The following is a 25,347-nucleotide window of genomic DNA, read 5'->3' as shown; positions in this document are numbered from 1 at the left end:
CGGGACGGTATGCCCGACGACGACGCCGCCCTGCGCCGCCGCGTCCCCGGCACCGGCGCGGTGCGCGCCGAGGACGCCTTCGACGTGGAGGCCGTCGCCGCGTGGTTGCGGTCGATCACCCCCGACGACCCGGACGTGCTCGCCGGCGTGGACCTGGGCGACGACGACGAGCCGGTCCTCCCGGAGGTCCGCCAGTACACCGGTGGCGCGTCGAACCTCACCTACCTGCTGCGCTACCCCGGCGCGGACCTGGTCCTGCGGCGACCGCCGGCGGGGACCAAGGCCCGGGGCGCGCACGACATGAGGCGCGAGTACCGCGTCCAGTCGGCGCTGCGGCCGGTCTACCCGCTGGTCACGCGCATGGTCGGGTTCTGCGACGACCACTCGGTCATCGGCTCGGACTTCTACGTCATGGAACGCATGGCGGGCACCATCCTGCGCAAGAACCTGCCCCGCGACCTGCGCCTCGACCGGGTCACGACCCGGCGCCTGAGCGAGTCGGCCGTGGACGCGCTGGTGGACCTGCACGCGGTGGACGTCGCCGCCGCCGGACTGGAGGACCTCGACCGCGGCGAGGGATACGTGCGCCGCCAGGTTGAGGGCTGGTCCGCCCGCTACCGCCGCGCCCGCACCCCGGACGTCCCGGACTTCGCGCCGGTCATGAAGTGGCTGCACGCGAACCAGCCCGAGGACGTCGGCCACTGCCTCGTCCACAACGACTTCCGGTTCGACAATCTCGTCCTGGACCCCGACGACGTCACCCGGGTGATCGGGGTCCTGGACTGGGAGATGGCCACCGTGGGCGACCCGCTCATGGACCTGGGCGGCGCGCTGGCGTACTGGGTCCAGGATGACGACGGCCCGCTGTTCAAGGCCTTCCGTCGCCAGCCCACGAACGCGCCGGGGATGCTCACCCGGCGGCAGGTCGTCGAGCGCTACGCGCGCCGCGCCGGCCTGGACATCACCGACGAGCAGTGGCGCTTCTACGAGGTGTTCGGCCTGTTCCGGCTCGCGGTGATCGCCCAGCAGATCAACCACCGCTACTACCACGGGCAGACCACCAACCCGGCCTTCCGCGCGTTCCGCCCCGGGGTGGCGTTCCTCGAGCAGCGCTGCCTGCGCCTCATCCGCACCGGCGACGGACGCCTGTCACCCACGCGGATCTCACCGAAGGATGTGATCCCGGAGTTGCTCGGCGTGCCCCGGGTGGCGCTGCCGCTTCTCGCCGGCGGCGTCCACGACGCCCGCGGCAGGGTCACCGGCGTCCTCGGCGGACTCCCCGTCATCGGCGGTCTGGTCCGCGGCGCGGGGGGTGAGCGCTGATGGGCGCCATCCACCTCGTCCGCCACGGGCAGGCGTCGTTCGGCAGCGGCGACTACGACCGGCTGTCCGAGACCGGGCACCTGCAGGCGCGCCTGGCCGGCGAGGACATGGCCGCCCGCGGCCTGCGGCCCGACGTGGTCGTGCACGGCGGCATGCGGCGCCAGCGCGAGACCGCGGAGGGCCTGCTCGAGGGCCTGCGCGCACACGGCGCCGTCGACTGCCCCGTCGAGGTCGACGAGCGGTGGGCGGAGTACGACGCCGACGCCGTCCTGGAGGCCGCGCGCGTGGCCGGCCTGTCCGCCGAGCACGGGACCCTCGACTCGGCGGGCTCCTCCGACGAGGCCAAGCAGGCCTTCCAGCGGGAGCTCGACGCGGCGTTGGGTCACTGGTCGGGGCTCGAGGCGTTCGCCCGGTACCGCGCCGACGCCGAGGCCGCCCTCGCCGACGCCGCCGCCCGCTCCGGCAGCGGAAGGACGACCCTCGTCGTGTCGTCGGCCGGAACCATCTCACTGGCCGTGGCGACCCTGCTGGCCGACCCGGAGGGCGTCGTCGGGTTGTGGACCCGACTGCAGCGTGTGACGGTGAACACCGGCACGGCCCGTGTCGTGGTGGGTCGGGGCGGAATGACCTGCATCGCGGTCAACGAGCACCAGCACCTCGAACGGGCGGCCGGACCGGATGACCCGCGTCGCCTGATCACCCTCCGGTGAGCGCGCAGCGGGACACGACCTCAGGAGAGACGCCCGATGCCCACGTTCCGACGCGGTCACACGACGATCGCTTACACCGACACCGGCGCGCCCGCCGGTCGTGAGGACGCCCCCGTGGTGTTGTTCGCCCACGGTCTGCTGTTCTCCGGCTGGATGTTCCACCCCCAGATCGCCCGCCTGCGGGACCGCTACCGCTGCGTGACGATCGACTTCCGCGGGCAGGGCAACTCGCCGCGCGCCCTCGGCGGGTATGACATGGACACCCTCACGGTGGACGTCGCCGAGCTGCTGCGGCACCTGCAGATCCCGGTGGTCAACTTCGTGGGGCTGTCCATGGGCGGCTTCGTGGGCATCCGGTTGGCCGCCCGCAATCCCGAGACCGTGCACACCCTCACCCTCATGGACACCGCCGCCACCGCCGAGGAACCGGCCAACCGCCGCAAGTACCGGACCCTGTCGGCGGTGTACCGCGTCGCCGGCATCCGCCCCGTCCGGTTGCGGGTAGCGCCGATCATGCTCGCCGACGCCAACCTCGACGCGCCCTGGGTCGACGAGTGGATGGCGATGCTCGAGCGCACCGACCGGGCCGGACTCGTCAAGGCGATCGAGTCGGTCGCCGATCGGGACCCGTGCGAGGACGAGGCGATCCGGATCATCGCGCCCACGCTGGTCGTGGTGGGCGCCGAGGACGCGGCCACGCCGCCGGAGAAGTCCCGCCGGCTGGTCGAGCTGATCGCGGACTCGCGGTACCGCGAGATACCCGGGGCCGGGCATTCGCCCACCCTGGAACGCCCCGACGAGGTCACCGCCATCCTCGAGGCGTTCCTCTCCGAATACGGCGTGTGAAGACAGGGGAATCGATGCGAGCGGGGCGCTCTGCCGCGGAGATGTCAGGGTCGGCGGGAGGGTGGGTGGGCGTCGTCACCGGTCGGGTCTCCGCCTGGGTGACGCTGGTGGCGGTTCTGCTGGTGAGCGGGGCGGTGTTCGCGTTCGCCTCGTCGGAGAGCTCGTCCGAGGCGCCGCGGACCCTGCCCGACGACTCCGAGGCCGCGCTCGTCTCCGAGATCCAGCGGGAGTTCCCCGACTCCGGCTCGGTGCCCGCGGTCCTCGTGGTGACCCGCGAGGACGGCGCGGAGCTCGGCCCGCAGGGCATCGCCGCCGCGGTCGGCGCCGGTGAGCGCATGTCCGAGGTCGTGGGGACCCCGCCGCAGGGTCCGATCCCGTCGGACGACGGGGCCGCCGCTCTGGTGCTCGTGCCCGTCGACGCGTCGCTCATCTCCGGCGGCGAGGGGCGTGAGCTCGTCGCGGAGATGCGCTCCGTCGTCGTCGCGGGGCTCGACGACGGTCTGAGCGCGCAGCTCACCGGCGGCCCCGCGTTCGCCGCGGACACGGCCGCCGCGTTCGAGGGCGCCGACTTCCGGCTCCTGGCCGCCACCGCTCTGGTCGTCGCGGTGCTGCTCATCATCACCTACCGCTCGCCGGTCCTGTGGCTGGTTCCGCTGCTCATCATCGGCGTCGCCGACCGGGTCGCGGCTCTGCTCGTCTCGTCGGTCGGCGAGGCCGCGGGCGTCACCGTCGACGCCTCGACCTCCGGCATCGTCTCCGTCCTCGTCTTCGGCGCGGGCACCAATTACGCCCTGCTGCTGGTCTCCCGCTACCGCGAGGAACTGCGCAGGACCCGGGACCGCCGCACCGCACTCCGCGACGCCTACCGCGGCGCGGTCCCGGCCGTCCTCGCCAGCAACATCACGGTCGTCCTCGCCCTGCTCACCCTGCTGCTGGCGACCCTGCCCAACTACCGCTCGCTCGGCCTGTCCGCGGCGGTCGGCCTTCTCGTCGCGCTGGTCTACGCGCTCGTCGCGCTGCCCGCCGCCCTCGCGGTGTGCGGCCGCGGCCTGTTCTGGCCGTTCATCCCGCGCCCGGGCCGGCACCACGGTCGCCACGAGGCGGGTTCGGAGCCCGCCACGCCCGAGGGCTTCGACGAGGAGGTGCCCCCCGGGGTCTGGGGCCGCATCGCCGCACGCGTCGTGAAGCGCCCGGTCACGGTGCTGGTGTCCTGCGTTCTGCTGCTGGCGGTCCTCGCGCTGGGCCTGGTCGGCACCCGCGTCGGCCTGAGCCAGACCGAGCAGTTCCGCACCGCGTCCGAGTCCGCCGCCGGTCTGGAGACCGCGGCCGAGCACTTCCCGGCCGGTGTCACCGACCCGGTCACCGTCCTCACCCGCACCGGGACCGAGGCCGGGGTCGCGGAGGCCGCCCGGGGCGTCGAGGGCGTCGTCTCCGCCCGACCCGCCGGGGAATCGGGAACCGGGTGGAGCCGCGTCACCGTCGTGCTCGACGCCGCCCCCGCCACCGACCGGTCCGAGGACAGCGTGGTCGCCCTGCGCGAGGCGGTCGACACGGTGTCGGGCTCGGACGCACTCGTCGGCGGGTCGGTGGCCGAGGCCGTCGACACCTCCGAGGGCAACATTCGCGACCTGACCCTCATCGCGCCGCTCATCCTGCTCGTGGTGTTCCTGGTCCTCATCCTGGTCCTGCGGTCGTTCGTCGCGCCGCTGCTGGTCCTCACCGCGACCGCGCTGTCGTCCGTCGCCGCGCTCGGGCTCGGCACGTTCGTCACCACCCAGATCCTGAGCTTCCCGGGCCTCGACGTCGCGGTGCCGCTGTACAGCTTCCTGTTCCTCGTGGCCCTCGGCGTGGACTACTCGATCTTCCTCACCATCCGGGCCCGCGAGGAGGCCGGCACCCACGCCACCCGCGAGGCGATGGTCCGCGCCGTCGCCCTCACCGGCGGGGTCATCACCTCGGCCGGCATCGTGCTCGCCTCGGTGTTCGTGGTGCTCGGCGTCCTGCCGCTCATCGTGCTCACCCAGGTCGGCGTGATCGTCGCCCTCGGCGTGCTGCTCGACACCTTCATCGTCCGCACCCTGGTCGTCCCGGCGCTGTTCACCCTCGTCGGGGACAAGGTCTGGTGGCCGGGCGATCCGCGCGGCGGGCACCGCCGCGTCGCCGGCGCCGACCACACCGCCGACGGCACCGGAACCACCGGCCCCGACCCGGCCGGCCCCGACTCCGACACCCCCCGCCACACAGAGGAGATCCGCGCATGAGCACCACCGCCCGCACCCACGCCCCCGCCGCCGGCGCCCACGCCCCGGCCGACCGCACCCGGCGCCCCGCCTCCCGCCGCGTCTCCCGCCCCTCCTCCCGCCTCCGTGGGCTCGTGACCGCGCTGGCCGTGGCCCCGCTGCTCGCGGCGGGCCTCGGCGCCGCCCCGGCGGCGGGCGCGCAGGACCTCACCGACGGCGGCCGCCTCGGCGGCGGGTCCTCGCAGCTGCTGCCCGACGGCGTGGCCCTCGGATCCCTCGGCGGCCCCGAGCTCTCGCAGGTCGAGTCGGTCGACCTCGAGCGCTACGCGGGGGAGTGGTTCCAGGTCGCCGCGATCCCGCAGCCGTACACCCTGCAGTGCACCAACGACACCCGCGCCGAGTACGCGGTCACCGCGCCCGGCACGGTCTCGGTCCGCAACAGCTGCGGCTCGGCGATCAGCTCGGACTCGGTGATCGAGGGCGAGGCGAAGGTCCGCGACACGGACACGAACGCCTCCCTGCGGGTGAACTTCCCGATGGTCCCGTTCCAGGACGAGGCCGGACCCGTCAACTACCGGATCACCTACCTCGCCGACGACTACTCGCTGGCGATCGTCGGCGATCCCACCCGCTCGTCGGGCTTCGTCCTCAGCCGCGAGCCCGCGCTCGACGCCGGGCAGTGGGCCACGGTGCGCGACGTCATCGAGGACCGCGGCTGGTGGTCCTGCGCGTTCCTCACCGTCCCGATGGCCGGTGGGCGGGGCGACGCCTCCCCGCTGTGCCTCCTGCCCTGACGCAGACGACCCACATCGACACGGATGAGTGACCGATGAGCATCGACCTGACCTGCACGGTCGCCGCGACGCCCGGGGAGGCGTGGCGCTACTTCGCCTCCCCGGGTGCGTTCCGCCGACTGTCCCCGCCGTTCATGCCGCTGCGTCCGGTCCGGGAGGCGGCGTCCCTGCGGGACGGCCTCGCGGTGCTCGAGCCGCGCACGGCCCTGCCCGGCCCGCTGGGCAGGCGCTTCGGTCCCCGGTGGCACGCCCGGCACGATCCCGCCGGCTACGTGGAGGGGGAGCGCTTCGTCGACCGCTGCGTGTCGCAGCCCTACGCCGCCGCGACCGGCTGGGTCCACACGCACACCGTCACCGCCGCTCCGGACGGTGAAGCGCTCCTCGGCGACCGGGTCGAGGCCCGCGTCCCCGGCGGGGCCCTCGCCCCCGTGTTCGCCTACCGGTACCGGCAGATGGCCGCCGACCTGGCCGCGATCGACCGCCACCGCGGCGCGCCGGTGACGGTCGCCGTGACCGGTGCCTCCGGACTGGTGGGCACGGCCCTGACGGCCCTGCTCGGCGTGGCCGGCCACCGCGTCATCCGCCTGGTGCGCGGACCGGTCGGCGAGAACGACGGCGACAACGACGACGACAACGACGACGAGGGCGGCGTCGCCCGGGACGGACGCGGTGGCGGGTCGGAGCGGAGCTGGGATCCGGAGGCCCCCGCCCCGGATCTGCTCGACGGCGTGGACGTGCTGGTCCACCTGGCGGGCGCACCCATCGCGGGCCGGTTCACCGATCGTCACGTCGCACGGGTCTGCGACAGCCGCGTCGGCCCCACGCGTCGCCTCGCCGAGCTCGTCGCCGCCCGCAACGGGGCCACCGCCATGGTCTGTGCCTCGGCCATCGGCTACTACGGCCCCGACCGCGGTGACGAGCAGCTGACCGAGGACTCCGCGCCGGGGACCGGGCCGGTCGCCGACATCGTGGTCGACTGGGAACGCGACTGCGACCCCGCCCGCGAGGCCGGTGCCCGGGTCGTCTCCGTCCGCACCGGCATCGCCCTGTCCGGGGCCGGCGGGATGCTGCCTCCGCTGGCGGCCCTGACGCGCGCGGGGCTCGGTGGCCGTATCGGCTCCGGCCGACAGTGGATGTCGTGGATCTCGTTGGACGACCTCACCGACATCTACCTGCGCGCGATCGTCGACCCCACGATGTCGGGGGCGGTCAACGGCACGGCCCCCGAGCCGGTGACGAACGCCGAGTTCACCCGCGTCCTGGGTTCGGTCCTGCGCCGCCCCACTCTCGTCCCCGTCCCGGGGTGGGCGCCGGCCGTCCTGCTCGGTGAGCGCGGGGCCGACGAACTGGCCCTGGCCGATCAGCGGATCCTGCCGCGGACGCTCACGGACGCCGGTCACCACTTCCGGCATCGCACGCTGCGCGCGGCGTTCGCGCACGAACTGGGCGCGGAGGAGGTCCCGGCCGCGCTGTAGCGAGGTGCCGACCGCGCTGTAGCGTCAGCGCTGCAGGATCATGGGCACGAGCACCCGGCGCGCCAGCGCCCGGATCTGCTCCTCGGAGTCCACGACGGGCGGGCCGTCCGGCATCACCACGAGCGAGTGCAGGAAGCGGCCGACCACGGAGGCGACCTCGAGCGAGAGCTGCTCGGCCTCGTCGGGCTCCATGTGGCGCGTGTGGACGTCGGCGTTCCACGTGCTGCGCACGAACTGCGCGAGCATCTCGATGATCGTCTCGAGCACCGAATCCGACTGACCGGCGAGCATCGCCATGGCCTCGACCTTGTCGCTCTCGATCATCCGACGCAGCAACTCGTTCTGGCGGATGTCGAAGACGGTGCCCACGAGCAGGTCCTCGACGTGCCGGACCGGGTCCCATTCGAGGGATTCGAACGGCGTGTACCGCGCGTTGACGGTCATCATGAGCCGCTGCGCCTCGTGCGCGTAGATCGCCCGCAGGATGTCGTCCCGTGGCCCCAGCCGACGGTAGAGCGTCACCCGCGTGACGCCGGCGGCCCGCGCGATGTCGTCGGTGCTGGTCCCTTTGATCCCGCGTTCGGCGAACACCGCGGACGCCGTCTCGATCAGACGGACGTCCTCGGCGTCCGGTTCCGCCTCCGGCGTCCGGACACCACCGCGGCCACTGTCACGAGTCACGCCCTCATGTTAGGACGTGAGGCCGCGGCGGCTGCCCGTAACGGGGTGTCGGGGGCCCGCCGGGGTTGTGCTATCGCGGAGGCTGATCGCCGCCGTCGACGGGATAGCCGCCCTGCTGGCCCTGGCCCCACCGCTGGTCGGGATCCGGCTGATAGGCCGGGTCGTAGCCCTGGGCGCCCTGCCCGCTCTGGTCGAAGCCGGGCTGACCGGGCGCGGCGCCCCGCGGGCCGTCGATCGCCTGGGTCTCCCGGCTCGACGGGGCGTCGGGGGCGGCGCCGCCCTCGGACTCCGGCACCATGTCGAACACGCCGGGCCTGGGCTTGTCCCGTCGCGGCTCCTCGTCCATCACGGAGGTGGCGCCCTTGGCGGCGGCCTCCGCGGCGGCCACGGAGCGGGCGATCTCCGGATCGGTCCGGGTGTCGAACCACTCGTCGGGGGCCGAGGGCAGATCCGCGTCGGTGTCGACGTCCGACGGCTCGTAGCGGAAGACCCCGTCGTCGTCCTTCTTGGCGACGGCCTTGGCGAAGGTCTCCAGGGAGTCGCCGAACTGAGACGGGATCATCCACATGGTGGCCGCGTCGCCCTTGGCCATCTCGGGCAGGTTCTGCACGTACTGGTAGGCCAGCATCTCCGGCGTCGGCTTGGAGGCCTTGACGGCGGCGTTGACCCGCGCGATCGCGGCGGCCTGCCCCTCGGCCACCAGGTAGCGGGCGGCCCGCTCACCCTGCGCGCGCAGCATGCGCGACTGCCGGTCCGCCTCGGCCGCGAGGATCGCGGCCTGCTTGTTGCCCTCGGCGTCGAGGATCGCGGCCTGCTTGGCGCCCTGCGCGGTGGTGATGGCGGCCTCGCGCTGTCCCTCGGCGGTGAGGATGGTGGCGCGCTTCTCGCGGTCCGCGCGCATCTGCTTCTCCATCGAGTCCTGGATGGAGGGCGGCGGATCGATCGAGCGCAGCTCGACCCGGGCGACGCGCAGTCCCCACCGGCCGGTCTCCGAGTCCAGCACGCCGCGGAGCTGCTTGTTGATCATGTCGCGGCTGGTGAGCGTCTGCTCCAGCGTCAGGCCGCCCACGACGTTGCGCAGGGTGGTGGTCGCGAGCTGCTCGACGGCGACGATGTAGTTGTTGATCTCGTAGACCGCCGACTTGGGGTCGGTGACCTGGAAGTAGACGACGGTGTCGATGCTCAGCGTGAGGTTGTCCTCGGTGATCATCGACTGCGGCGGGAACGTCACGACCCGCTCACGCAGGTCGACCTTTGCGCGCACGCGGTCGATGAACGGGATGATGAGCGTGAGCTGACCACTCACGGTGCGCTGGTAGCGGCCGAGCCGCTCGATGACCGCGGCCTCGGCCTGGGGGATGAGCTTGACCGAGCTCACCACCACCGAGACGATCAGGACGACGATGACGGCGAGGAAGATCAAGCCACCCATGGGTACCTCCGGTTGAGTCGTGCGTATCGGCTACTGCTGGGAGGCCGCGAACTCATAGGCCGCGCACGACGATCGCCGTGGCCCCCTCGATCTCGTGCACCAGGACCTTGTCGCCGGCCTCGAACGTCTCGCCCTCGATGAGCGGTCGTGCCGTCCAGGTGTCCCCGGCGATCTCGACCAGGCCGCCGGACGGCCCGACCGCCTCGACGACCGTGCCGCCGCGACCGGTGAAGGCGGCCGTGTTGGTGTCGTGCTCCGGCAGCGCGCTGAGCAGGCGCCGACGGACAAGCGGGCGGACGCCGACGACGAGGATGAGCGAGACGAGCGCGAACGCCAGCGCCTGACCCCACACCGGTGCGCCGAGGAAGGCGGCGGCCGAACCGCCGAGGGCGCCTCCGGCGAGCATGAGCATGAACAGCTCTCCGCCCGCCGCCTCTCCGGCGGCGAGAAGAACCGCTGCCCCGAGCCAGGCGAATCCCACGTGCATGACCCCGACCCTACCGACAACGGGCGGTCGGCAGGTGGACTCTCGGCACGCGACTACGCTCTGGGAACGTGTCGACTCTGAAGAAGTTCGCCTGGCTCTCGGTGGCCACCGCGATCGTCACCATCGCGCTCAAGGTCGGGGCGTGGTGGGTCACCGGTTCGGTCGGTCTCCTGTCCGACGCCGCCGAGTCCGTGGTCAACCTGGTGGCGGCGGCGATCGCGCTGGGGGCGATCAGCGTCTCGGAGCGACCGGCCGACGACGACCACCAGTACGGGCACTCCAAGGCGGAGTACTTCTCGGCGGGTGTCGAGGGCGCGATGATCTTCGTGGCCGCGGCGTTCATCCTGGTCGTGAGCGTGGAGCGGCTGATCAACCCGGCCCCGCTGGAGGCGCTCGGCGTCGGCCTGGCGATCTCGGTGGTCGCCGCGCTCCTCAACGGGGTCGTCGGTCTCGTGTTGGTGCGGGCGGGCATCCGCCACCGGTCACCGACCCTGAGGGCGGACGGCAAGCACCTGATCACGGACGTCATCACCTCCGTCGGCGTGGTGGTGGGCGTCGCGCTGGCGTGGGCGACCGGCTGGCAGGTCCTCGACCCGATCGTGGCGATCGGCGTGGGCCTGAACATCCTGTTCATCGGCTACCGACTGGTGCACGAGTCGGGCATGGGCCTGATGGACGCGACCCTGCCCGACGAGGACAACCGGCTGATCGAGGAGGTGCTCGAGCGGCACCGCGAGCCCGGCCGCGTCGACTTCCACGAGCTTCGGACCCGCGAGTCGGGCAAATGGCGCTTCGTCGAGTTCCACGCGCTCGTGCCGGGCCGGTGGACCGTCGAGCGCGGGCACGACCTGGTGGAGACCGTGGAGCAGGAGATCCACGCCGCCCTGCCCAACTCGCACATCACCACCCACCTCGAGCCGATCGAGGACGAGCGGGCCTACAACGACGTGCACCTGTAGAGCGCGTCGCGTGGCCCGCCCGTCGGCCGTCCGGCGCTACCCCGCCGTCTCCCGCGGCTCCGCTGCCCGCAACCCCGCCGCCTGCAGGCCCGCCGCGCGGCCGCGACGCCGGTAGTAGCTCCGGCCCACGACGTTCTGCTGGTGCCAGTAACCGCGCAGGAGAAGTGGTAACTCGGGGATCCAGAACCGCTCCTCGAGCGGCAGGACGGGCTCTCGGGTCCCGAGAGTGACGTCCGCGTAGACGATGTCGGGGCCCTCGTCGGCCCGCCGGGAGGCGAGCACCGTGCCGGAGGCGTCGACGATCTGCGTGGCGCCGACGTACTCCGTCTCGTACGGCACGGACACGGTCGTCCCGGGAGCGAGGAGGAAATCGGTGCGGAACGACCCGCAGTGCGAGGCCTGTAGGACCGGTGCGCCGAGGCGGCGGGCGAACTCCGTCGGTGCGCCTTCCGAGAGGCGGCGGTTGTACTCCGCGAGCGGGCCCAGTGCGCGGTCGGTGAGCCTGCCCCAGTTCCGCGGAACCGTCCACCAGTGCGTGCCGGTGACGGCGACACCGACGCGTCCCCGGAGTCTGCTCACGGTTCCGGTGCGGATGAGTTCCCAACAGCTCGCCACCCCCACGCCGCCCAGTGCTGTCTCGAACGCGCCGTCGTCACTGCCGTCGCGGTAGAAGTCGCCGCCGGTGTAGAAGCAGTTCTCCCACATCGTCGGCAGGTCCTTGTCGTGCGTGTGCACGGTCCCGTCGGGTTCGACCAGGTGGTAGCGGTTGTAGACCTCGTCGTCGTCGGCCACCACCATCGACCCACCGACGGTGAGGTGGTAGCGCGCGGCGAGGCGACGGAACATGTCCACCGCCACGTTCTCGCGCGGCAGGACCGCGTCGTGGACCTCCGCCCGCATCGGCAGCGGCGATGTACAGAACTCGGGCACCGCGATGAGGCGCGCGCCCCGCTCGGCGGCCTCGACGATCATCGTTTCCAGCCGGCCGAGCGTGAGGTCGACGCGACCCGGCACGCCCTCCAGCTGCACGGCCGCGGCGCGGACCACCTGACCCGACATCGGACCTCCTGTAGTGAGCACGAACATGGATCGAGCGTGAACGCGGACCGACCGCGAACGAGCGCGCAGGTCAGCGACCTGCCCTATGGTCGTCATCATACAAATCCCCGCGCATTGTCAAGTGCTCTTCGGAAGGACCCATGGAACTCGGCATCGACACCCTGCTCACCCTCCTCGCGGCGGGCCTCGTCTTTCTGCTGGCGCTGTTCCTCGGCGTGTGGAAGTACCGCCAGATGGCCACGAGCCCCGGCCACGTCGCACACCCGTACGTGGACATCGCGCACCGGGCGTCGTTGCTGTACTCGTTCGCGACTCTGCTCATCGCCGTGTTCGTCGAACTGAGCGGCTGGCCGACCTGGGTCAACCTCACCGCCGCCGGCGTGCTGGTGTTCTTCTTCCTCGTGGCGATCGGCAGCTACATCCTCCACGGCGCGCTGAAGGACACGACCAACCAGTTCGAGCGGCCCTCGGCCGCGCTGCACCTCGGAATGGGGGCGCTCATCCTCGGAGAGATCGGCGGGTTCGCAGTGCTGCTCGCGGGGTTCGTCTCGGGACAGTTCATGGGCTGAGACAGTTCGGAGGCCGAGCGCGGGTCGGGCGCGGCCGGCCCGGCGGGGTCTGTGCGCCGTTCGCCCCGGCCCGGGCCGCCGGCGGTCGTATCCTCGGCGGTGTGGGCCACCCGATCATGTTCGACGCCGCGGACCCGCTGCTGGCGCGGCTGCGGCAGGTGTGCCTCGCGTTGCCCGACGCCGCGGAGAAGATCTCGCACGGACGCCCCAACTGGTTCACGACCAAGGTGTTCGCGGTGTTCGGCGGCTCGATCAAGGGCGATCACTCCGACCCCCTGCTGGCGCGGGCGCTGCTGTTCCTGCCGGATCCGGAGGAGCGCACCGCCCTGGAGCAGGACGCGCGGTTCCACGTCCCGGCGTACTACGGCCCCGCCGGCTGGCTGGCGCTGCCGCTGGACGGAGGCGGCGGGGAACCCGACTGGGACGAGGTGGCCGAGCTCGTCGAGTCCTCGTACCGGCAGACCGCCGGGGTCCGGCGGGTCGCTCGCCTCGACGACCAGCGACGCTCCCGCGGTTAGGCTGGCGGTATGCCGCTGCGCCCCCGCTCCGACGCCGCCTCGCCGCGCCGGCGCCCGTCCGGCGGCACGCGCTCGTCCGGCGGGATGGACCTGGGCACCCGCGCCCTCGTACTGGGGGTCGGTTCGCTTGCGCTGTCCTGGGTGCCGCTGCTCAACATCATCGCGTTCCTCGCCGCGCTCATGGCGGTGTCCTTCGGGCTGCTCGCGCGGTGGCCGACCGGGTGGCTGACCAACCAGGAAGCCGACCAGCGCCGCGGCCTGGCCGGGGTCGTCCTGGGAGCCGTCGCGCTGGTCGTGTTCGTGGTGACGGCGGTGCGCTACTCGGCGCTGTAGTGGCCGGCGCGATCAGCGCTGGTTGGAGACGACCCAGCCGATCGCCGTGCGCATCCGTCGGGCGAACTCCCCGGGATGCGTGGCGCATACGGCGTGCCCGGCGTGGACCGGGAACACCGCGCTGTGGGGCAGCAGGTCGGCCATCTCGTCCTGCACCCACTGCGGGAACGCCAGGTCCCGAGTGGTCTTGACGACGGCCACCGGCAGCGTGAGCTCGTTCAGCCACGACGTCGAGTTGAATCCCGCGACCTGCGCGATGACGTTGCGGTGCGTCGCGAACGACACCGAGGACAGCTCGCGCAGCGCCCACGCGTGCGGTCTGAGGGCCTCGTCGTCGACCTCCTCCTCCACGGCCTCGCCGACCTCCTCCGGCACGGCGTTGAGCAACGGGGCGGACCGCGTCAACCCACTGAGCGACATCCGCTCGAGAGCGTTGCGCCGAGCCCCGGTGCCGGTCGCGGCCAGCACCAGCCCGCCCAGGCGCGACGGGTCGCGGCGCGCTGCCAGCTGGGACACGATCCCGCCCATCGAGTACCCACCCAGCACCGGCGCGGGCAACTGGAGGTGGTCGGCGACCCGCAGCACGTCGTCGGCGAGTGCCTCGAACGTGAACTCGCCGTGGAAGCCGTGGCCGTGCCAGCGCTGATCGAACGTGATGAGGCGGTGCTCTCCGCGGAGCCGCTCGAACGTCTGGTACCAGTTGAGCATCCCCGTGGCCGCCATGCCGTGCAGCAGGATCACCGGCGTGAGGTGCTCCTCGCCCGTGTCGTGAACGCGGGTGGTGACGCCGTCGGAGAGCGAGACGATCCGTCCCGGTGGCAGCCGCGACAGGTCGGGCACCATCCGCGGGGCACGCGCGGCCGCCCGCGGCAGTGATCCGATCGGCCTCCTGGGCACGGGCATCCTCCTGGGTATGGTCCCCTGATGGTGGGGCACCGGCCGGGCGGGCGCATCCGCGTCAGTCGACGGACACCAGTCCCTCCTGCTCGAGGAAGTCCCGGGCGACCAGCGCGGGATCCTCGCCGTCCACGTCGACCCGCATGTTCATCTCCACCATCACCTCGTTCGTGAGCAGGTCCACCAGCGGCGCGAGGACGTCCTCGATCTGCGGGTACGCGTCCAGCACCTCGCCGCGGACGACGGTCGCGAGGTTGTAGACGGGGAAGAAGCGCTGATCGTCCTGCAGGACCACCAGGTCGAGGCCCTTGATCCGGCCGTCGGTGGTGTAGACCTCGCCGAAGCGGCACTCCCGGCCGACCGAGGTGGCCTGGTAGATGATCCCGGGTTGCATGATCGGCGTGGGCACCGCCGCCGCGTCGAACCCATAGGCCTCGGCGAGCCCAGGCCAGCCGTCGCGGCGCACCGAGAACTCGGTCTCCATGCACGTGACGGCCGATTGGGGGTCGGTGCGGACGAGCTCGGCGTAGTCGGAGAACGTCCGCACCCCGGTCTCCTCGGCGGTCGCCCGGTTCATGGCGAACGAATACGTGTTGTCGACGGTCGTGGGTGGCATCCAGCGCAGGTCGTGCTCGGCCAGGTCGGCGTCGCGCACCGCTTCCCACTGCCCCTGCGGATCGCGGATCGGCTCGGAATTGCCTAGGTAGCTCATCCACGCGGTGCCCGTGTACTCCATGCCGATGTCGACCTGCCCGGTCACCAGCGCCTGCCGGAAGCTGTTGGACCCGGCCAGCGACGACATGTCAGACACCTCCATGCCGGCCGCCGCGAGGAGGAACTCCACGAGATAGCTGGCGATGACGCCCTCGGTGAAGTCCTTTCCGCCCACCGTGATGCGCACGCCCTCGAGCTCGGGGACCGTGCCCCCGGGCCCCGGTCCCACGCTCAGGGGCACGGACCCGCCGTTGTTGAGGCCGCAGCCGGTCGCGAGCAGCACGGTGGTGAGCAGGGCGGCGGCGAGGCGTCTGACGGGCGAGGTTCTCGTGCTGGTCATCGCAGCCCCTTCGGGTTGAACAGGAGCTCGCCGACCCCGCCGAGCCAGTCGACGAACAGTGCCAGGCACACCGCGAGCACCGAGCCCACGGCCAGCGTCGTGTAGTCCTGCAGGCGGTACCCGGTGTCGATGAAGATGCCCAGCCCGCCGGCGTCCACCAGGAAACTCAGCGTGGCCGTGCCCACCGCCAGCACGAGCGTGGTGCGCAGCCCCGCGAGGATGAACGGCACCGCCAGCGGCAGCTCGACCGACCGCAGGACGCGGGCGCTCGTCATCCCCTGACCGCGCGCGGCGTCGATGAGCGCCGGGTCGACGTTGCGGATCCCCACGATGGTGTTCCGCAGCACCGGAAGCAGCGAGTAGACCGCCACCGGCAGCACCCCGATCCAGAAGCCCGTCCGGTTGGTCGCCAGGAACAGCAGCACGATCAGCCCGATCGCCGGCGCAGCCTGCCCGATGTTGGCGAACCCCACCGCCACCGGAGCGAGGAACCGCGTCCGCCGGCGGGTGAGCAGGATCCCCAGGGGAACACCCACCGCCACGACGATCCCCACCACCGTCACCGTGATCTGCACGTGCTCGAGCGTCCGCTGGGTGAGGGACGCCGCGTTGAGCGAGGCCCGCTGCGTCTCGTCGAGCTCGCGGGAGAACGCCCACCACAGCACCCCGACCGCCGCGGCCACGATGACCAGCGGCTGCACCCACAACCTCGCCGACCCGCCGCGGGCCACGGCAGCGGGCGCGCTCATGCCCGACCGCTCTGGCCGGGGACCCGGCCCTCGTCGTTGTGCCGGTGGTTGATGCGCCGCAGCTCGGCGACCAGGTCGTCGATGCCGATGGTGCCGCGGTACACCCCGTCGCGGTCCACGACCACCGTGGTGGCGCTCGCCGTGGACAGCAGCCCGTCGAGCGCCTCCTGGAGGGACGAGTCCACCGTCACGGACCCGACCACCGGCAGTCCGCCCGACCGCAGATCGGGCATCCGGGCCACCGTGTCGCCGCGCACCCACCGCAGGGGCCGGCCCGCGTCGTCGAGCACGACCGCCCACTCGTCGCCGGACCCGCGCAACCGGGTGGCGAACTCGGCCGGGTCGTCCGAGGCCCTCGCCGTCGTCGCCTCTCCCAGGTCCACGTCACCCACGCGCCGGAGGGTGAGGGTCTTGAGCGCGGCGTCGTCACCGATGAACCCGCTCACCGTGTCGTCCGCCGGGTTGGTGAGGACGGCCTCCGGGGTGTCGAACTGCAGCACCGACGACCCGGGGCCGAGCACCGCGATCCTGTCTCCCAGCTTCACCGCCTCGTTGAAGTCGTGGGTGACGAACACGATGGTCTTGCGCAGCTCGTCCTGCAGCCGCACCAACTCGTCCTGCAGCGACGCCCGCGTGATGGGGTCGACCGCCCCGAACGGCTCGTCCATGAGCAGCACCGGCGGATCCGCGGCGAGCGCCCGCGCGACGCCGACGCGCTGCTGCTGCCCGCCCGACAGCTGCGCGGGGTAGCGGTCGCGATAGTCCGACGGGTCCAGTCCCACCAGTTCGAGCATTTCGTCCACCCGCGCCCGGATCCGCGGCTTCTTCCACTTGAGCAGGCGCGGAACCGTGCCGACGTTCTGCGCGACCGTCATGTGGGGGAACAGCCCCGACGCCTGGATGGCGTAGCCGATGGAGCGGCGCAGGGTGTCGGCGTCGAGGCCGCGGTTGTCCTGACCGTCGATCGTGATGGTGCCGGAGGTCGGCTCGATGAGGCGGTTGATCATCCGCATGGTGGTGGTCTTGCCGCAGCCCGACGGCCCCACGAACACCGTGGTCCGGCCGGCGGGCAGCTCGAGCGAGACGTTGTCCACCGCCGGCCGCTCCTGGCCGGGGTAGATCTTGGTGACGTCGTCCAGGACGATCGGGACGCCGGAGACGGACTCGGTGGTGGTCGATCCGGTACTGGTCACTGGTTCCCCTTGATGGTCAGGCGTCCGAGCAGGACGAGGAGCGCGTCGAGGACGAGCGCGAGGACGACGATGAGCACCGTCGCGGTCAGCGCCATGGGCAGCGCGGTGGGCGTGCCGACCCGCGACAGCGCCGCGAAGATGAGGTTGCCCAGCCCCGGACCTTTGACGTACGCGGCGATCGCGAGGATGCCCATCGACATCTGCGTGGAGATCCGGATCCCGGCGAGGATGGACGGCCACGCCAGCGGTAGTTCGACGCGGGCGAGCACCCCGATCCGGCTCATACCCACCCCGCGCGCGGCGTCGACGGTCGCGGCGGGCACGGCGTCCAGGCCGACGATCGTGTTGCGCAGGATCGGCAACACGGCATAGATGACCAGCGCGGTCATGGTGGGCAGCACGCCCAGACCCAGCACCGGGATGAGCAGGCCGAGCAGCGCGAACGACGGCACCGTGAGCGCCGTGGCGGCGAGGCCGGTGGCGACCGCCGACCCGGACCGGCTGCGGTAGACGGCCACGCCGATCGCCACCGACAGCAGCGTCGCCAGCAGCACCGCCTGCACCGTGGCGCTGACGTGCTGCCATGAGTCCGTGGCCAGCTGGAGGCGGCGCGTGGAGAGGAAGTCCATCAGGGCGGTCATCGCATCTCGGCTCTGTCGGGTCGGCGCGGTACGGGTGCGACCACGTTAGCCCCGTCCGCACCTGTAGAGGGCGGAGTCGGGATATCCGACTCCCGGATCGGCTGTGGCGGCGCGGTGCGGTCGTGCACCATGTAGACATGACGCCACGGCCCACCCGTCCCCTGGATCCCGACCTGACGGAGCACCTCGACGAGCTCCTCGCCGCGAGCGGCCGCATCGCCCGCCGGCACTTCTACGGTGACCTCGCGGCGCTGGCCGCCACGGACAAGGGCGCCACAGACAAGGGCGCCACGGACTCGAACGGCGCGGCCGTCGGCGGAAACGGGCACCGCTACGATCCCGTGACCGAGGCCGACCGTGCGATCGAGGAGCTCCTGCGCGCGGGGATCTCGTCGATGTCCCCGGGCGACCGGGTGGTGGGGGAGGAGAACGGCCTCACCGGTCCCGCCGACGCCGCCCGTACGTGGTACCTGGATCCGATCGACGGGACCAAGGCGTTCCTCACCGGGATGACGGGGTGGGGGACCCTGGTCGGCGTGGTGGAGGGCGGCCGCGCCGTCGCGGGCTGGATGGACCAGCCGGTGTTGGGCGAGACGTTCTCCGCCGTCCACGGGCGCGCCACCGTGCGGCGCCGCACCAACGGACCGGAGGCCATCGACCTGCGCGTATCGGGCTGCACGGAGCTTTCCGAGGCGATCATGTACACCACGCACCCGTCGATGTTCGGGGACGACGGCGAGGTGCGCAGCCGCTACGACGACCTCGGCCGCCGCGTCCGCCTCCAGCGCTTCGGCGGGGACTGCTACGCCTACTGCATGCTCGCCGCGGGGCGCGTCGATCTGGTCGTGGAGGCCGACCTGAAGTCCTACGACATCGTGGCGCTGATCCCGATCATCGAGGCCGCGGGCGGCGTGATCACCGGCCCGGACGGCCGGCAGCCGCTCGAGGGCGGGACCGTGGTGGCGGCGGCGACGCCCGAGCTGGCCGAACAGGCCTGGGCGGTGCTGCAGCCGGAGCGGTGAGAGGGGAGGAGCTGCCCCTCCGGTAGGGCACGACGACGCAGACGCGCCCCCCGACGAGAAACGTCGAGGGGCGCGGAAGGCACTACTTAAGAGTCCCCTGAATCAGCGAGGCATGGGAGGCAGCGTGATGCCCAGCTGCTCCGCCTGGATGAAGGCTTCCTGGGGAAGCATCCCCATGCTGTGCGCGACGGCGCCCCAGAACGAGGTCGAGGTGACCAGGCCGACGGCCGTGGGGATCAACGCGGTGAGGGACAGGGTGGGCATAAGGCTGAGTGCCGCGAGTCCTTGATTTCCCATTGAGGATTCTCCTTGTTTCGTCCGAAGTTCGGCTCGGTTTCTTTGGGGACGTTAAGAATCTACCAAACATAAGTTCTTGCCCATGTCAGGGGGGTTAACGCCGCAGGTTGGTCTCTGCGGCCGCTCGCATCCACCACGCCGGTGGGCCGTCGCCCCGCCCGGTGGGGTCGAAAACGTGGTGAAGCCGAACCGCTCGTGGAGCAGCACGACCCCGGCGTCGGGCTCCGGGGCGTCCGGGGGGCAGGAATGCGACGACACCGTCTACCGGGTCGGTGACGCCGACGGGACCGTGCCGGAGTGCGTGCCGGAGGTAGAGGAGAGCGCACGGACTTCCCGCCGCGCCGACGCCCGGATCGGATGCGACCCCGGTCACAGTTGGCTAGAACCTAGTCATGGAGCGACATCCCCGGGGTGATGCGTCCCCCGACACCGGGTCAGGGTCGGGCACACGCAGGCGTAAGCGCCGGCTCAGCACCATCAAGACGGCCGTACCCGCCCGGATGGACCGCCTTCCCTGGGCGGGGATCCACTGGAAGATCATCGTGGGCCTCGGGACCGTGTGGATCCTCGACGGCCTCGAGGTCACCCTCATCGGCTCACTGGCCGCGCGCCTGGTGGAGCCCGGCAGTGGCCTGCCGATCACGGAGGGCCAGATCGGTCTCGCAGCGTCGATCTACATCTTCGGTGCCTGTCTGGGTGCACTGTTCTTCGGCCGACTGACCGACAAGTGGGGCCGCAAGAAGCTGTTCATGCTCACCCTGGTGGTGTACTGCGTCGCCACGTTCGCCACGGCCTTCGCGGTGGAGCCGTGGATGTTCTTCATCTGCAGGTTCTTCACGGGCGCCGGCATCGGCGGTGAGTACGCGGCGATCAACTCCGCGGTCGACGAGCTGATCCCCGCCCACTACCGCGGTCGCGTGGACATCCTCATCAACGGCACCTACTGGCTGGGCGCGACGTTCGGCTCGTTCTACTCGCTGTTCTTCCTCAACACGGCGATGTTCGCCGAGAACCTGGGCTGGCGGTTCGCGCTCGGCGTGGGCGCGCTGCTGGGCGTGGTGATCATCTTCGTCCGCCGGCATGTCCCGGAGAGTCCGAGGTGGCTGTTCATCCACGGCCGGGAGGACGAGGCCGAGGAGATCGTCGAGAGGATCGAGAAGCAGATCCGGAAGGAGACCGACGAACCGCTGGAGAAGGTCGGCCGCGACGAGCGGATCACCATCCACCAGAGGGCCTCGATCCCCTTCCGCGAGATCGCGAGGACCGCCTTCGGGAAGTATCCCAGGCGGGCGATCCTGTGCCTCGCGTTGTTCATCGGTCAGGCGTTTCTCTACAACGGGATCACCTTCAACCTCGGCACGCTCTACCAGAACTACTACGGCATCGACGCGGGCTCGGCGCCGCTGCTACTGGCCCTGTTCGCGATCGTCAACTTCCTCGGCGCGCTCACTCTGGGCCCGCTGTTCGACAAGGTCGGACGTAAGAAGATGATCGCCGGCACGTACCTCGGGTCGGCGCTGGTGACGGTGCCGCTGTACTTCGTATTCCTCAATGAGACGGGTGGATTGTGGGGCTTCGTCGTGCTGCTGTCACTGACGTTCTTCATCGCCACGGCGGGCGCGTCGGCCGCCTACCTCACCGTCAGCGAGATCTTCCCGATGGAGACCCGCGCGCTGGCGATCGCCTTCTTCTACGCGATCGGCACGGGCGTCGGCGGCATAATTGGCCCGCTGCTGTTCGGTAACTTCATCGAGAGCGGCGACCGCGGACTGGTCGGCCTGGGCTTCCTCCTCGCGGCGGGCATCATGGCGATCGGCGGAATCGCCGAGATCTTCCTCGGCGTCGACGCGGAGGGGAAGTCCCTCGAGGACATCGCCGCGCCGATCACCGCGCAGAAGCCGGGGGAGGAGAACACGACCAGGTGATACTGAGTTCATCTTCAATGATTGAGTTCTTCTCCGATGACTGAGCCACTGTTCGGCGTCCACCGCGAGCCGTCGCTCCTCGGCCCGGGCGCGGTGCACGTGCCGGACTGGATGAGCCGCGAGCAGCAGGAGTATCTCCTCCGGGCGTGCGCGGACTGGGCGGCCGTGGCGGCGCCGCGCTCGATCGTCCTACCCGGCGGCGGGCGGATGTCGGTGCGGACGTTCAGTCTGGGGCGCCACTGGTCGCCGTATAGATATGACGACGACGACGCCGCCACCCCGCCGATCCCCGATTGGCTCGTGCGGGCCGCGCGAACCGCGCTGACCTCGGCTGCGGCGGTCGATCCGCGCTCCGCGGTCCTCGACGGCGGCGATCCCTGCACCCCCGACGCCGCTCTGGTGAACCTCTACGGCCGTGGCGCGACGATGGGCCTGCACCAGGACCGCGACGAGGCGAGCCCCGCGCCCGTCGTGTCGTTCAGCCTGGGAGACGCGTGCACGTTCCGCTTCGGCACGCCCGAGCACCGCGGCCGGCCGTACACCGACGTCCGCCTGGAGTCGGGCGATCTGGTGGTGTTCGGCGGGCCGTCGCGGATGGCGTTCCACGGCGTGCCCAAGGTCTTCGACTCCACGGCGCCGTCGTGGTGCCGTGAGGTGCTGGGCGCCGAGCCGGGGCGGGTCAACATCACGCTGCGGATGACCCGGCCACCTACGCTGGGCGGATGAGTTCCGCAGAGAGGTCCGAATCCGGCCGTTCCTCCGGGCCCTCCGCGTCCCCTCTCGCGGGCCGGGCCCGGGCCGCGCTGGCGATCGCGCTGGTCCTGGTGGTGGCGCTGATCGCGGCGGTGGCGACATGGGTGATCTCGGACCGGACGCACGCGCCGTCCGCGCGGCAGCTGAGTCCGAAGGTCCAGGTGGCCGCCGGCTCCGATCACGTCGACCCCTTCGCCGGGCTGGTGATCCGCGTCCCCGAGGGCTGGCGTGCGGAGTCGGGCGAACTGCTCTTCGGCAGCACCGCGATGAGCCCCGAGCGGGCAGAACCCGCCCAGTCCGACGGAGTCGTGCTGGTGGGCGGGCTCACCGAGGACCTGTTCGACCCCCGCGAGAGCGACAACCGGCTGGCGGCGATCACCCTGGCCAACGGAATGGGCCCGATCCTCCTCCCGGTCCCGGGGCAGGCGGTCGACGAGCGGGTCGAGGAGCTGTCGACCCGAGTCGGCGACGGCTGGTCGGTCTCGTTCCGGGTCATCCCCTCGGCCCCGCAGGACGTGGTCGGCCCGGAGGGGGCGTTGGTGTACTCGGCGGTCGTCGGTCAGGGCGCGCAGCGCTACTGGCTCACCTACGTCGGTCGCCCGGGCGACGGCACCGTGCCCTCACCGACCGCGGAGTGGGCGGACGAGATCGTCGAGCGCCTGCGGCTGTCCGAGGCCGCCTACACGCCGGCCGGCCAGCCGGGCGCGCCTGCCTGACGCCCGGCCGTCACGGCCGCATCCGCCGGAAACCCACCACCGGGTTCCCGCCGGCGATCCCCTCGATCGGCGCGCACACCGCCTCGACCTGCCGACGGGCCTGCTCCCGCACGGGCGTGGCCGGGTCGAGGACCGAGAGGTACTCGGAGTGCTGCGCCAGCGCCTCCACAGCCGGCTCGACGAAGCCCGTGACCTCCACGTAGTGGGTGGGCCCGGGCGCGGACTCGAACCACATCTGCGGTCGCCCCTCCGCGGCGTCCACGCCGACCGCAGCCACGAGGTCGTCGTACGCCGCGCCCACGGCCGCGCCGAACTCCATGTGGTCGCTCTGGTTGGGCATGCCGGGGCCGAACTCGGGGCCCGAGTACAGGGACACCACGATGTCGGGCCGGTGCCGGCGGATCGCGTCCGCGATCGCGTCACGCAGCGCCGCGTTGTTGACGATCCGGCTGTCCGGGAACCCCAGGAACTCCACCTCGTCGACCCCCACCACGGCCGAGGACCGCCGCTGCTCCTCCTCGCGGATCGGCCCGGCGATCGCCGGCGACATCCCCTCGATGCCCGCCTCGCCGCTCGATGCCAGCACGTAGACGACGCTGCGGCCCTCCGCGGTCCACCGCGCCACGGCCGCGGACATCCCGTACTCCGGATCATCCGGGTGGGCGACGAGGACCAGGCAGCGGGTCCAGTCCGAGGGGAACGGCTCGGGGAGAGCCGCGGCCCCACCTCCGGGCGTCGTCCCGGTCGGTTCCGTCTTCTCCGGCAGGTCGGGGGATTCGCTCATGGCACGAGTATGACCTCTCCCGCGACCGTGCGCGCGCCCTCTTCCGGAACGGGCGGACGTACGCTCGGAGGCGTTCCTCGTCGTCGTCGTCCCCTCCCGGAGGCCTCTCGTGTCCGCACTCTTCCCCGACTACCGCCCCGCGTGGGAAACCGACGACCACCGGCTGCTGCGCGAACACGCCCGCGCGTTCTTCGCCAAGGAGATGACCCCCAACCAGGAGAAGTGGGCCGCGCAGAAGCACGTCGACCGCGAGACCTGGGTGCGCACCGGCGAGGCCGGCCTCATCTGCCTCGACGTGCCCGAGGAGTACGGCGGCCAAGGCGGCGACCCCGGCATGGAGTACCTCGTCACCGAGGAACTGGTCTACTCCGGCGACACCGCCTTCGGCATGGGCGTCGGCTCCACCATCACCCCGCACTACGTCGCCAACTACGCCACCGAGGAGCAGAAGAAGGCGTGGCTGCCCAGGATCTGCTCCGGTGAGTGGATCTCCGCGATCGCCATGACCGAGCCCGGCGCCGGCTCCGACCTGCAGGGCGTGCGCACCACCGCCCGCCGCGACGGCGACGACTACATCATCAACGGCTCCAAGACCTTCATCTCCAACGGCGGCTCCGCCGACTTCGTGGTGGTGGCGGCCAAGACGGACCTCGACGCCGGCCACAAGGGCATGGCCCTGTTCGCGGTCGAGGCGTCGACGCCCGGCTTCGAGCGGGGGCGCGTGCTCGAGAAGATGGGCCGCCACGGCGCCGACACCGCCGAGTTGTTCTTCAACGACATGCGCGTGCCCGCCGCCAACCTGCTCGGCGGCGAGGAGGGGCAGGGCTTCTACCAGCTGATGAACCAGCTGCCGCGCGAGCGTCTGGCCATCGCGGTCGACGCGCTGGCGATGGCAGAGGCCGCCGTCGTGGAGACGCTCGAGTACACCCGCGAGCGGGAGGCGTTCGGCAAGCCGGTGCTGGATTTCCAGAACACCCGCTTCGAGCTGGCGCACTGCAAGACCCAGGTGATGGCCACCCGCACGTTCGTCGACTACTGCATCCAGCGCGAGATCGCCGGTGAACTCGACGCCGTGACCGCCTCCATGGCCAAGATGCAGGCCACCGACATGCTCGACGACGTGGTGGACCGCTGCCTCCAACTGTTCGGCGGCTACGGCTACATGATGGAGTACCCCATCACCCAGAAGTTCGCCGCCGCCCGCGTCATGCGGATCTACGGCGGCACGAACGAGATCATGAAGGAGGTCATCGGCCGGGCGCTGTAGCCCTCCTGCGGGCGGGGTCCGCGCGGCGCGTGGGCTGCGCGGCGCCGACTGCCCGGGGTCGGCGCGGTGCCGGCTGCCCGGGGTGGGCGCGGTGCCGGCTGCCCGGGGTGGGCGCGGTGCCGCGGCCGCCGTCGGTGACCGGCGTCCGCCGCACCGCTTGACCGGTCGCGCGCGCCTTTGGGTGCGCGCGATCGTGCGTGTACCGGGAGTTTGCTGCCGCAGGGCCGAACGTCGCTACGGGCCCGGGCGGGACGCGACGGCGGTTACGAGCCGCTCTGCTGGCGCGGGCCGTGTGGGGAGTGCGTCGATACGGAACTCGGCGGTCGACTCGTGGGAAGCCCTTGTGGTGTCGAACGCGTGACCGTAGAATAGAACACGTATTCGAGATATGGCGCGGCATGGCCGCGTAGGCGACCACGGGGGGGTGGGGCATGGACGGCGATCCCGAGCGCGCTGCTGGCGGCCCCGCGTCCGGTTCCGGCCCTGCCGGCTCCACTGGCTCGTCCGGTTCTGCCCACTCGTCTGGCGCTGCTGGCTCGTCCGGTTCCGCCGACTCATCCGCCCCGGCGGCGTTGACGGGGTTGACGGTGGCGGCGCGGGAGGGGTGGGCGGCGGAGAACCGG

General features: G+C 71.7%; 26 protein-coding genes. 15 read left to right on the top strand and 11 right to left on the bottom strand.

Annotated features, from left to right (window positions below; translation table 11 throughout):
* Positions 1-9 precede the first annotated feature (9 nt).
* Genes DCI01S_RS06935 through DCI01S_RS06910 form a run of 6 tightly spaced genes read left to right on the top strand, consistent with a single transcriptional unit; the run spans position 10 to position 7,388 of the window.
* A complete protein-coding gene (locus DCI01S_RS06935) occupies positions 10-1,323 on the top strand; it encodes a phosphotransferase family protein (RefSeq protein WP_061228537.1) in 1,314 nt (437 codons plus the stop codon).
* Positions 1,323-2,033, top strand: a complete 711-nt coding sequence (locus tag DCI01S_RS06930) for a histidine phosphatase family protein (RefSeq protein ID WP_061228536.1) — start codon at positions 1,323-1,325, stop codon at positions 2,031-2,033. Before DCI01S_RS06935 ends, DCI01S_RS06930 begins: the two co-directional genes overlap by 1 nt.
* A 36-nt stretch (positions 2,034-2,069) precedes the next feature.
* Complete coding sequence (locus DCI01S_RS06925) at positions 2,070-2,879, top strand: alpha/beta fold hydrolase (protein ID WP_061228535.1); 810 nt, start codon at positions 2,070-2,072, stop codon at positions 2,877-2,879.
* A gap of 41 nt (positions 2,880-2,920) precedes the next feature.
* Positions 2,921-5,140, top strand: a complete 2,220-nt coding sequence (locus DCI01S_RS06920; protein WP_082767680.1) for an MMPL family transporter — start codon at positions 2,921-2,923, stop codon at positions 5,138-5,140.
* Complete coding sequence (locus tag DCI01S_RS06915) at positions 5,137-5,913, top strand: lipocalin family protein (RefSeq protein WP_082767679.1); 777 nt, start codon at positions 5,137-5,139, stop codon at positions 5,911-5,913. The genes DCI01S_RS06920 and DCI01S_RS06915 overlap by 4 nt, the downstream gene beginning before the upstream one ends.
* A gap of 35 nt (positions 5,914-5,948) precedes the next feature.
* Positions 5,949-7,388 (top strand): TIGR01777 family oxidoreductase, encoded by a 1,440-nt coding sequence (locus DCI01S_RS06910; protein ID WP_061228534.1) that lies wholly within the window; start codon positions 5,949-5,951, stop codon positions 7,386-7,388.
* A 24-nt stretch (positions 7,389-7,412) separates the two neighbouring features.
* Here the strand turns inward: DCI01S_RS06910 and DCI01S_RS06905 are convergent, their stop codons facing one another.
* The 3 genes from DCI01S_RS06905 to DCI01S_RS06895 form a co-directional block, all read right to left on the bottom strand.
* Positions 7,413-8,069 (bottom strand): TetR/AcrR family transcriptional regulator, encoded by a 657-nt coding sequence (locus tag DCI01S_RS06905; protein ID WP_061228533.1) that lies wholly within the window; start codon positions 8,067-8,069, stop codon positions 7,413-7,415.
* A gap of 70 nt (positions 8,070-8,139) precedes the next feature.
* Positions 8,140-9,501, bottom strand: coding sequence for an SPFH domain-containing protein (locus DCI01S_RS06900; protein WP_061228532.1), 1,362 nt, complete (start codon positions 9,499-9,501; stop codon positions 8,140-8,142).
* A 52-nt stretch (positions 9,502-9,553) separates the two neighbouring features.
* Positions 9,554-9,988 (bottom strand): NfeD family protein, encoded by a 435-nt coding sequence (locus DCI01S_RS06895; protein WP_061228531.1) that lies wholly within the window; start codon positions 9,986-9,988, stop codon positions 9,554-9,556.
* A 68-nt stretch (positions 9,989-10,056) separates the two neighbouring features.
* Between DCI01S_RS06895 and DCI01S_RS06890 the strand changes: the two genes are divergently transcribed.
* Positions 10,057-10,947 (top strand): cation diffusion facilitator family transporter, encoded by an 891-nt coding sequence (locus DCI01S_RS06890; RefSeq protein ID WP_061228530.1) that lies wholly within the window; start codon positions 10,057-10,059, stop codon positions 10,945-10,947.
* Positions 10,948-10,983: 36 nt separating this feature from the next.
* Here DCI01S_RS06890 and DCI01S_RS06885 read toward each other — a convergent pair whose 3' ends face one another.
* Positions 10,984-12,006, bottom strand: coding sequence for a carbon-nitrogen hydrolase family protein (locus DCI01S_RS06885; protein WP_232303033.1), 1,023 nt, complete (start codon positions 12,004-12,006; stop codon positions 10,984-10,986).
* Positions 12,007-12,146: 140 nt separating this feature from the next.
* On the opposite strand from DCI01S_RS06885, the gene DCI01S_RS06880 reads away from it, so the two are divergent.
* From DCI01S_RS06880 to DCI01S_RS06870, 3 genes are all read left to right on the top strand, one after another.
* The gene (locus tag DCI01S_RS06880; protein WP_061228529.1) at positions 12,147-12,575 is read left to right on the top strand and encodes a hypothetical protein; all 429 of its coding nucleotides are present in this window, start codon (positions 12,147-12,149) and stop codon (positions 12,573-12,575) included.
* A gap of 101 nt (positions 12,576-12,676) precedes the next feature.
* Positions 12,677-13,093 carry an MmcQ/YjbR family DNA-binding protein gene (locus tag DCI01S_RS06875; protein WP_061228528.1) on the top strand — a complete coding sequence of 139 codons (417 nt, stop codon included), beginning with the start codon at positions 12,677-12,679 and terminating at the stop codon, positions 13,091-13,093.
* Between the two features lie 9 nt (positions 13,094-13,102).
* Entirely contained in the window at positions 13,103-13,426 is a 324-nt protein-coding gene (locus DCI01S_RS06870; RefSeq protein WP_061228527.1) for a hypothetical protein, read from the top strand.
* A 12-nt stretch (positions 13,427-13,438) separates the two neighbouring features.
* Here the strand turns inward: DCI01S_RS06870 and DCI01S_RS06865 are convergent, their stop codons facing one another.
* From DCI01S_RS06865 to DCI01S_RS06845, 5 genes are all read right to left on the bottom strand, one after another.
* Entirely contained in the window at positions 13,439-14,323 is an 885-nt protein-coding gene (locus DCI01S_RS06865) for an alpha/beta fold hydrolase (protein WP_244881670.1), read from the bottom strand.
* Positions 14,324-14,384: 61 nt separating this feature from the next.
* Positions 14,385-15,377: a glycine betaine ABC transporter substrate-binding protein gene (locus DCI01S_RS06860; RefSeq protein ID WP_061228525.1), complete on the bottom strand. Its 993-nt coding sequence runs from the start codon at positions 15,375-15,377 to the stop codon at positions 14,385-14,387.
* Positions 15,374-16,126, bottom strand: a complete 753-nt coding sequence (locus DCI01S_RS06855) for an ABC transporter permease (protein ID WP_061228524.1) — start codon at positions 16,124-16,126, stop codon at positions 15,374-15,376. The genes DCI01S_RS06860 and DCI01S_RS06855 overlap by 4 nt, the downstream gene beginning before the upstream one ends.
* A complete protein-coding gene (locus DCI01S_RS06850; protein WP_061228523.1) occupies positions 16,123-17,319 on the bottom strand; it encodes an ABC transporter ATP-binding protein in 1,197 nt (398 codons plus the stop codon). The genes DCI01S_RS06855 and DCI01S_RS06850 overlap by 4 nt, the downstream gene beginning before the upstream one ends.
* The gene (locus DCI01S_RS06845) at positions 17,316-17,960 is read right to left on the bottom strand and encodes an ABC transporter permease (RefSeq protein WP_061228522.1); all 645 of its coding nucleotides are present in this window, start codon (positions 17,958-17,960) and stop codon (positions 17,316-17,318) included. Before DCI01S_RS06845 ends, DCI01S_RS06850 begins: the two co-directional genes overlap by 4 nt.
* Before the next feature lie 137 nt (positions 17,961-18,097).
* Here DCI01S_RS06845 and DCI01S_RS06840 point away from each other — a divergent pair, with 137 nt between their 5' ends.
* The gene (locus DCI01S_RS06840; RefSeq protein WP_061228521.1) at positions 18,098-18,982 is read left to right on the top strand and encodes an inositol monophosphatase family protein; all 885 of its coding nucleotides are present in this window, start codon (positions 18,098-18,100) and stop codon (positions 18,980-18,982) included.
* Positions 18,983-19,084: 102 nt separating this feature from the next.
* On the opposite strand, the gene DCI01S_RS17165 is transcribed toward DCI01S_RS06840, so the two are convergent.
* Entirely contained in the window at positions 19,085-19,279 is a 195-nt protein-coding gene (locus DCI01S_RS17165; RefSeq protein ID WP_129591165.1) for a hypothetical protein, read from the bottom strand.
* A gap of 500 nt (positions 19,280-19,779) precedes the next feature.
* On the opposite strand from DCI01S_RS17165, the gene DCI01S_RS06835 reads away from it, so the two are divergent.
* The 3 genes from DCI01S_RS06835 to DCI01S_RS06825 are packed head-to-tail and all read left to right on the top strand — an operon-like array spanning position 19,780 to position 22,673.
* Complete coding sequence (locus DCI01S_RS06835) at positions 19,780-21,204, top strand: MFS transporter (protein WP_061228520.1); 1,425 nt, start codon at positions 19,780-19,782, stop codon at positions 21,202-21,204.
* Between the two features lie 36 nt (positions 21,205-21,240).
* Positions 21,241-21,930 carry an alpha-ketoglutarate-dependent dioxygenase AlkB family protein gene (locus DCI01S_RS06830; RefSeq protein ID WP_061228519.1) on the top strand — a complete coding sequence of 230 codons (690 nt, stop codon included), beginning with the start codon at positions 21,241-21,243 and terminating at the stop codon, positions 21,928-21,930.
* Complete coding sequence (locus tag DCI01S_RS06825; protein WP_082767678.1) at positions 21,927-22,673, top strand: APA family fibronectin-binding glycoprotein; 747 nt, start codon at positions 21,927-21,929, stop codon at positions 22,671-22,673. Before DCI01S_RS06830 ends, DCI01S_RS06825 begins: the two co-directional genes overlap by 4 nt.
* A 10-nt stretch (positions 22,674-22,683) precedes the next feature.
* Here the strand turns inward: DCI01S_RS06825 and DCI01S_RS06820 are convergent, their stop codons facing one another.
* Positions 22,684-23,457 carry a PIG-L deacetylase family protein gene (locus tag DCI01S_RS06820; protein ID WP_082767677.1) on the bottom strand — a complete coding sequence of 258 codons (774 nt, stop codon included), beginning with the start codon at positions 23,455-23,457 and terminating at the stop codon, positions 22,684-22,686.
* A 109-nt stretch (positions 23,458-23,566) separates the two neighbouring features.
* Here DCI01S_RS06820 and DCI01S_RS06815 point away from each other — a divergent pair, with 109 nt between their 5' ends.
* Positions 23,567-24,724 (top strand): acyl-CoA dehydrogenase family protein, encoded by a 1,158-nt coding sequence (locus DCI01S_RS06815; RefSeq protein WP_061228518.1) that lies wholly within the window; start codon positions 23,567-23,569, stop codon positions 24,722-24,724.
* The last annotated feature ends 623 nt before the right edge of the window (positions 24,725-25,347 follow it).

It is taken from the genome of Dietzia cinnamea NBRC 102147 (assembly GCF_001571065.1).
Taxonomy (GTDB): Bacteria; Actinomycetota; Actinomycetes; order Mycobacteriales; family Mycobacteriaceae; genus Dietzia; species Dietzia cinnamea.
This window is presented reverse-complemented; position numbering and strand designations above follow the sequence as displayed.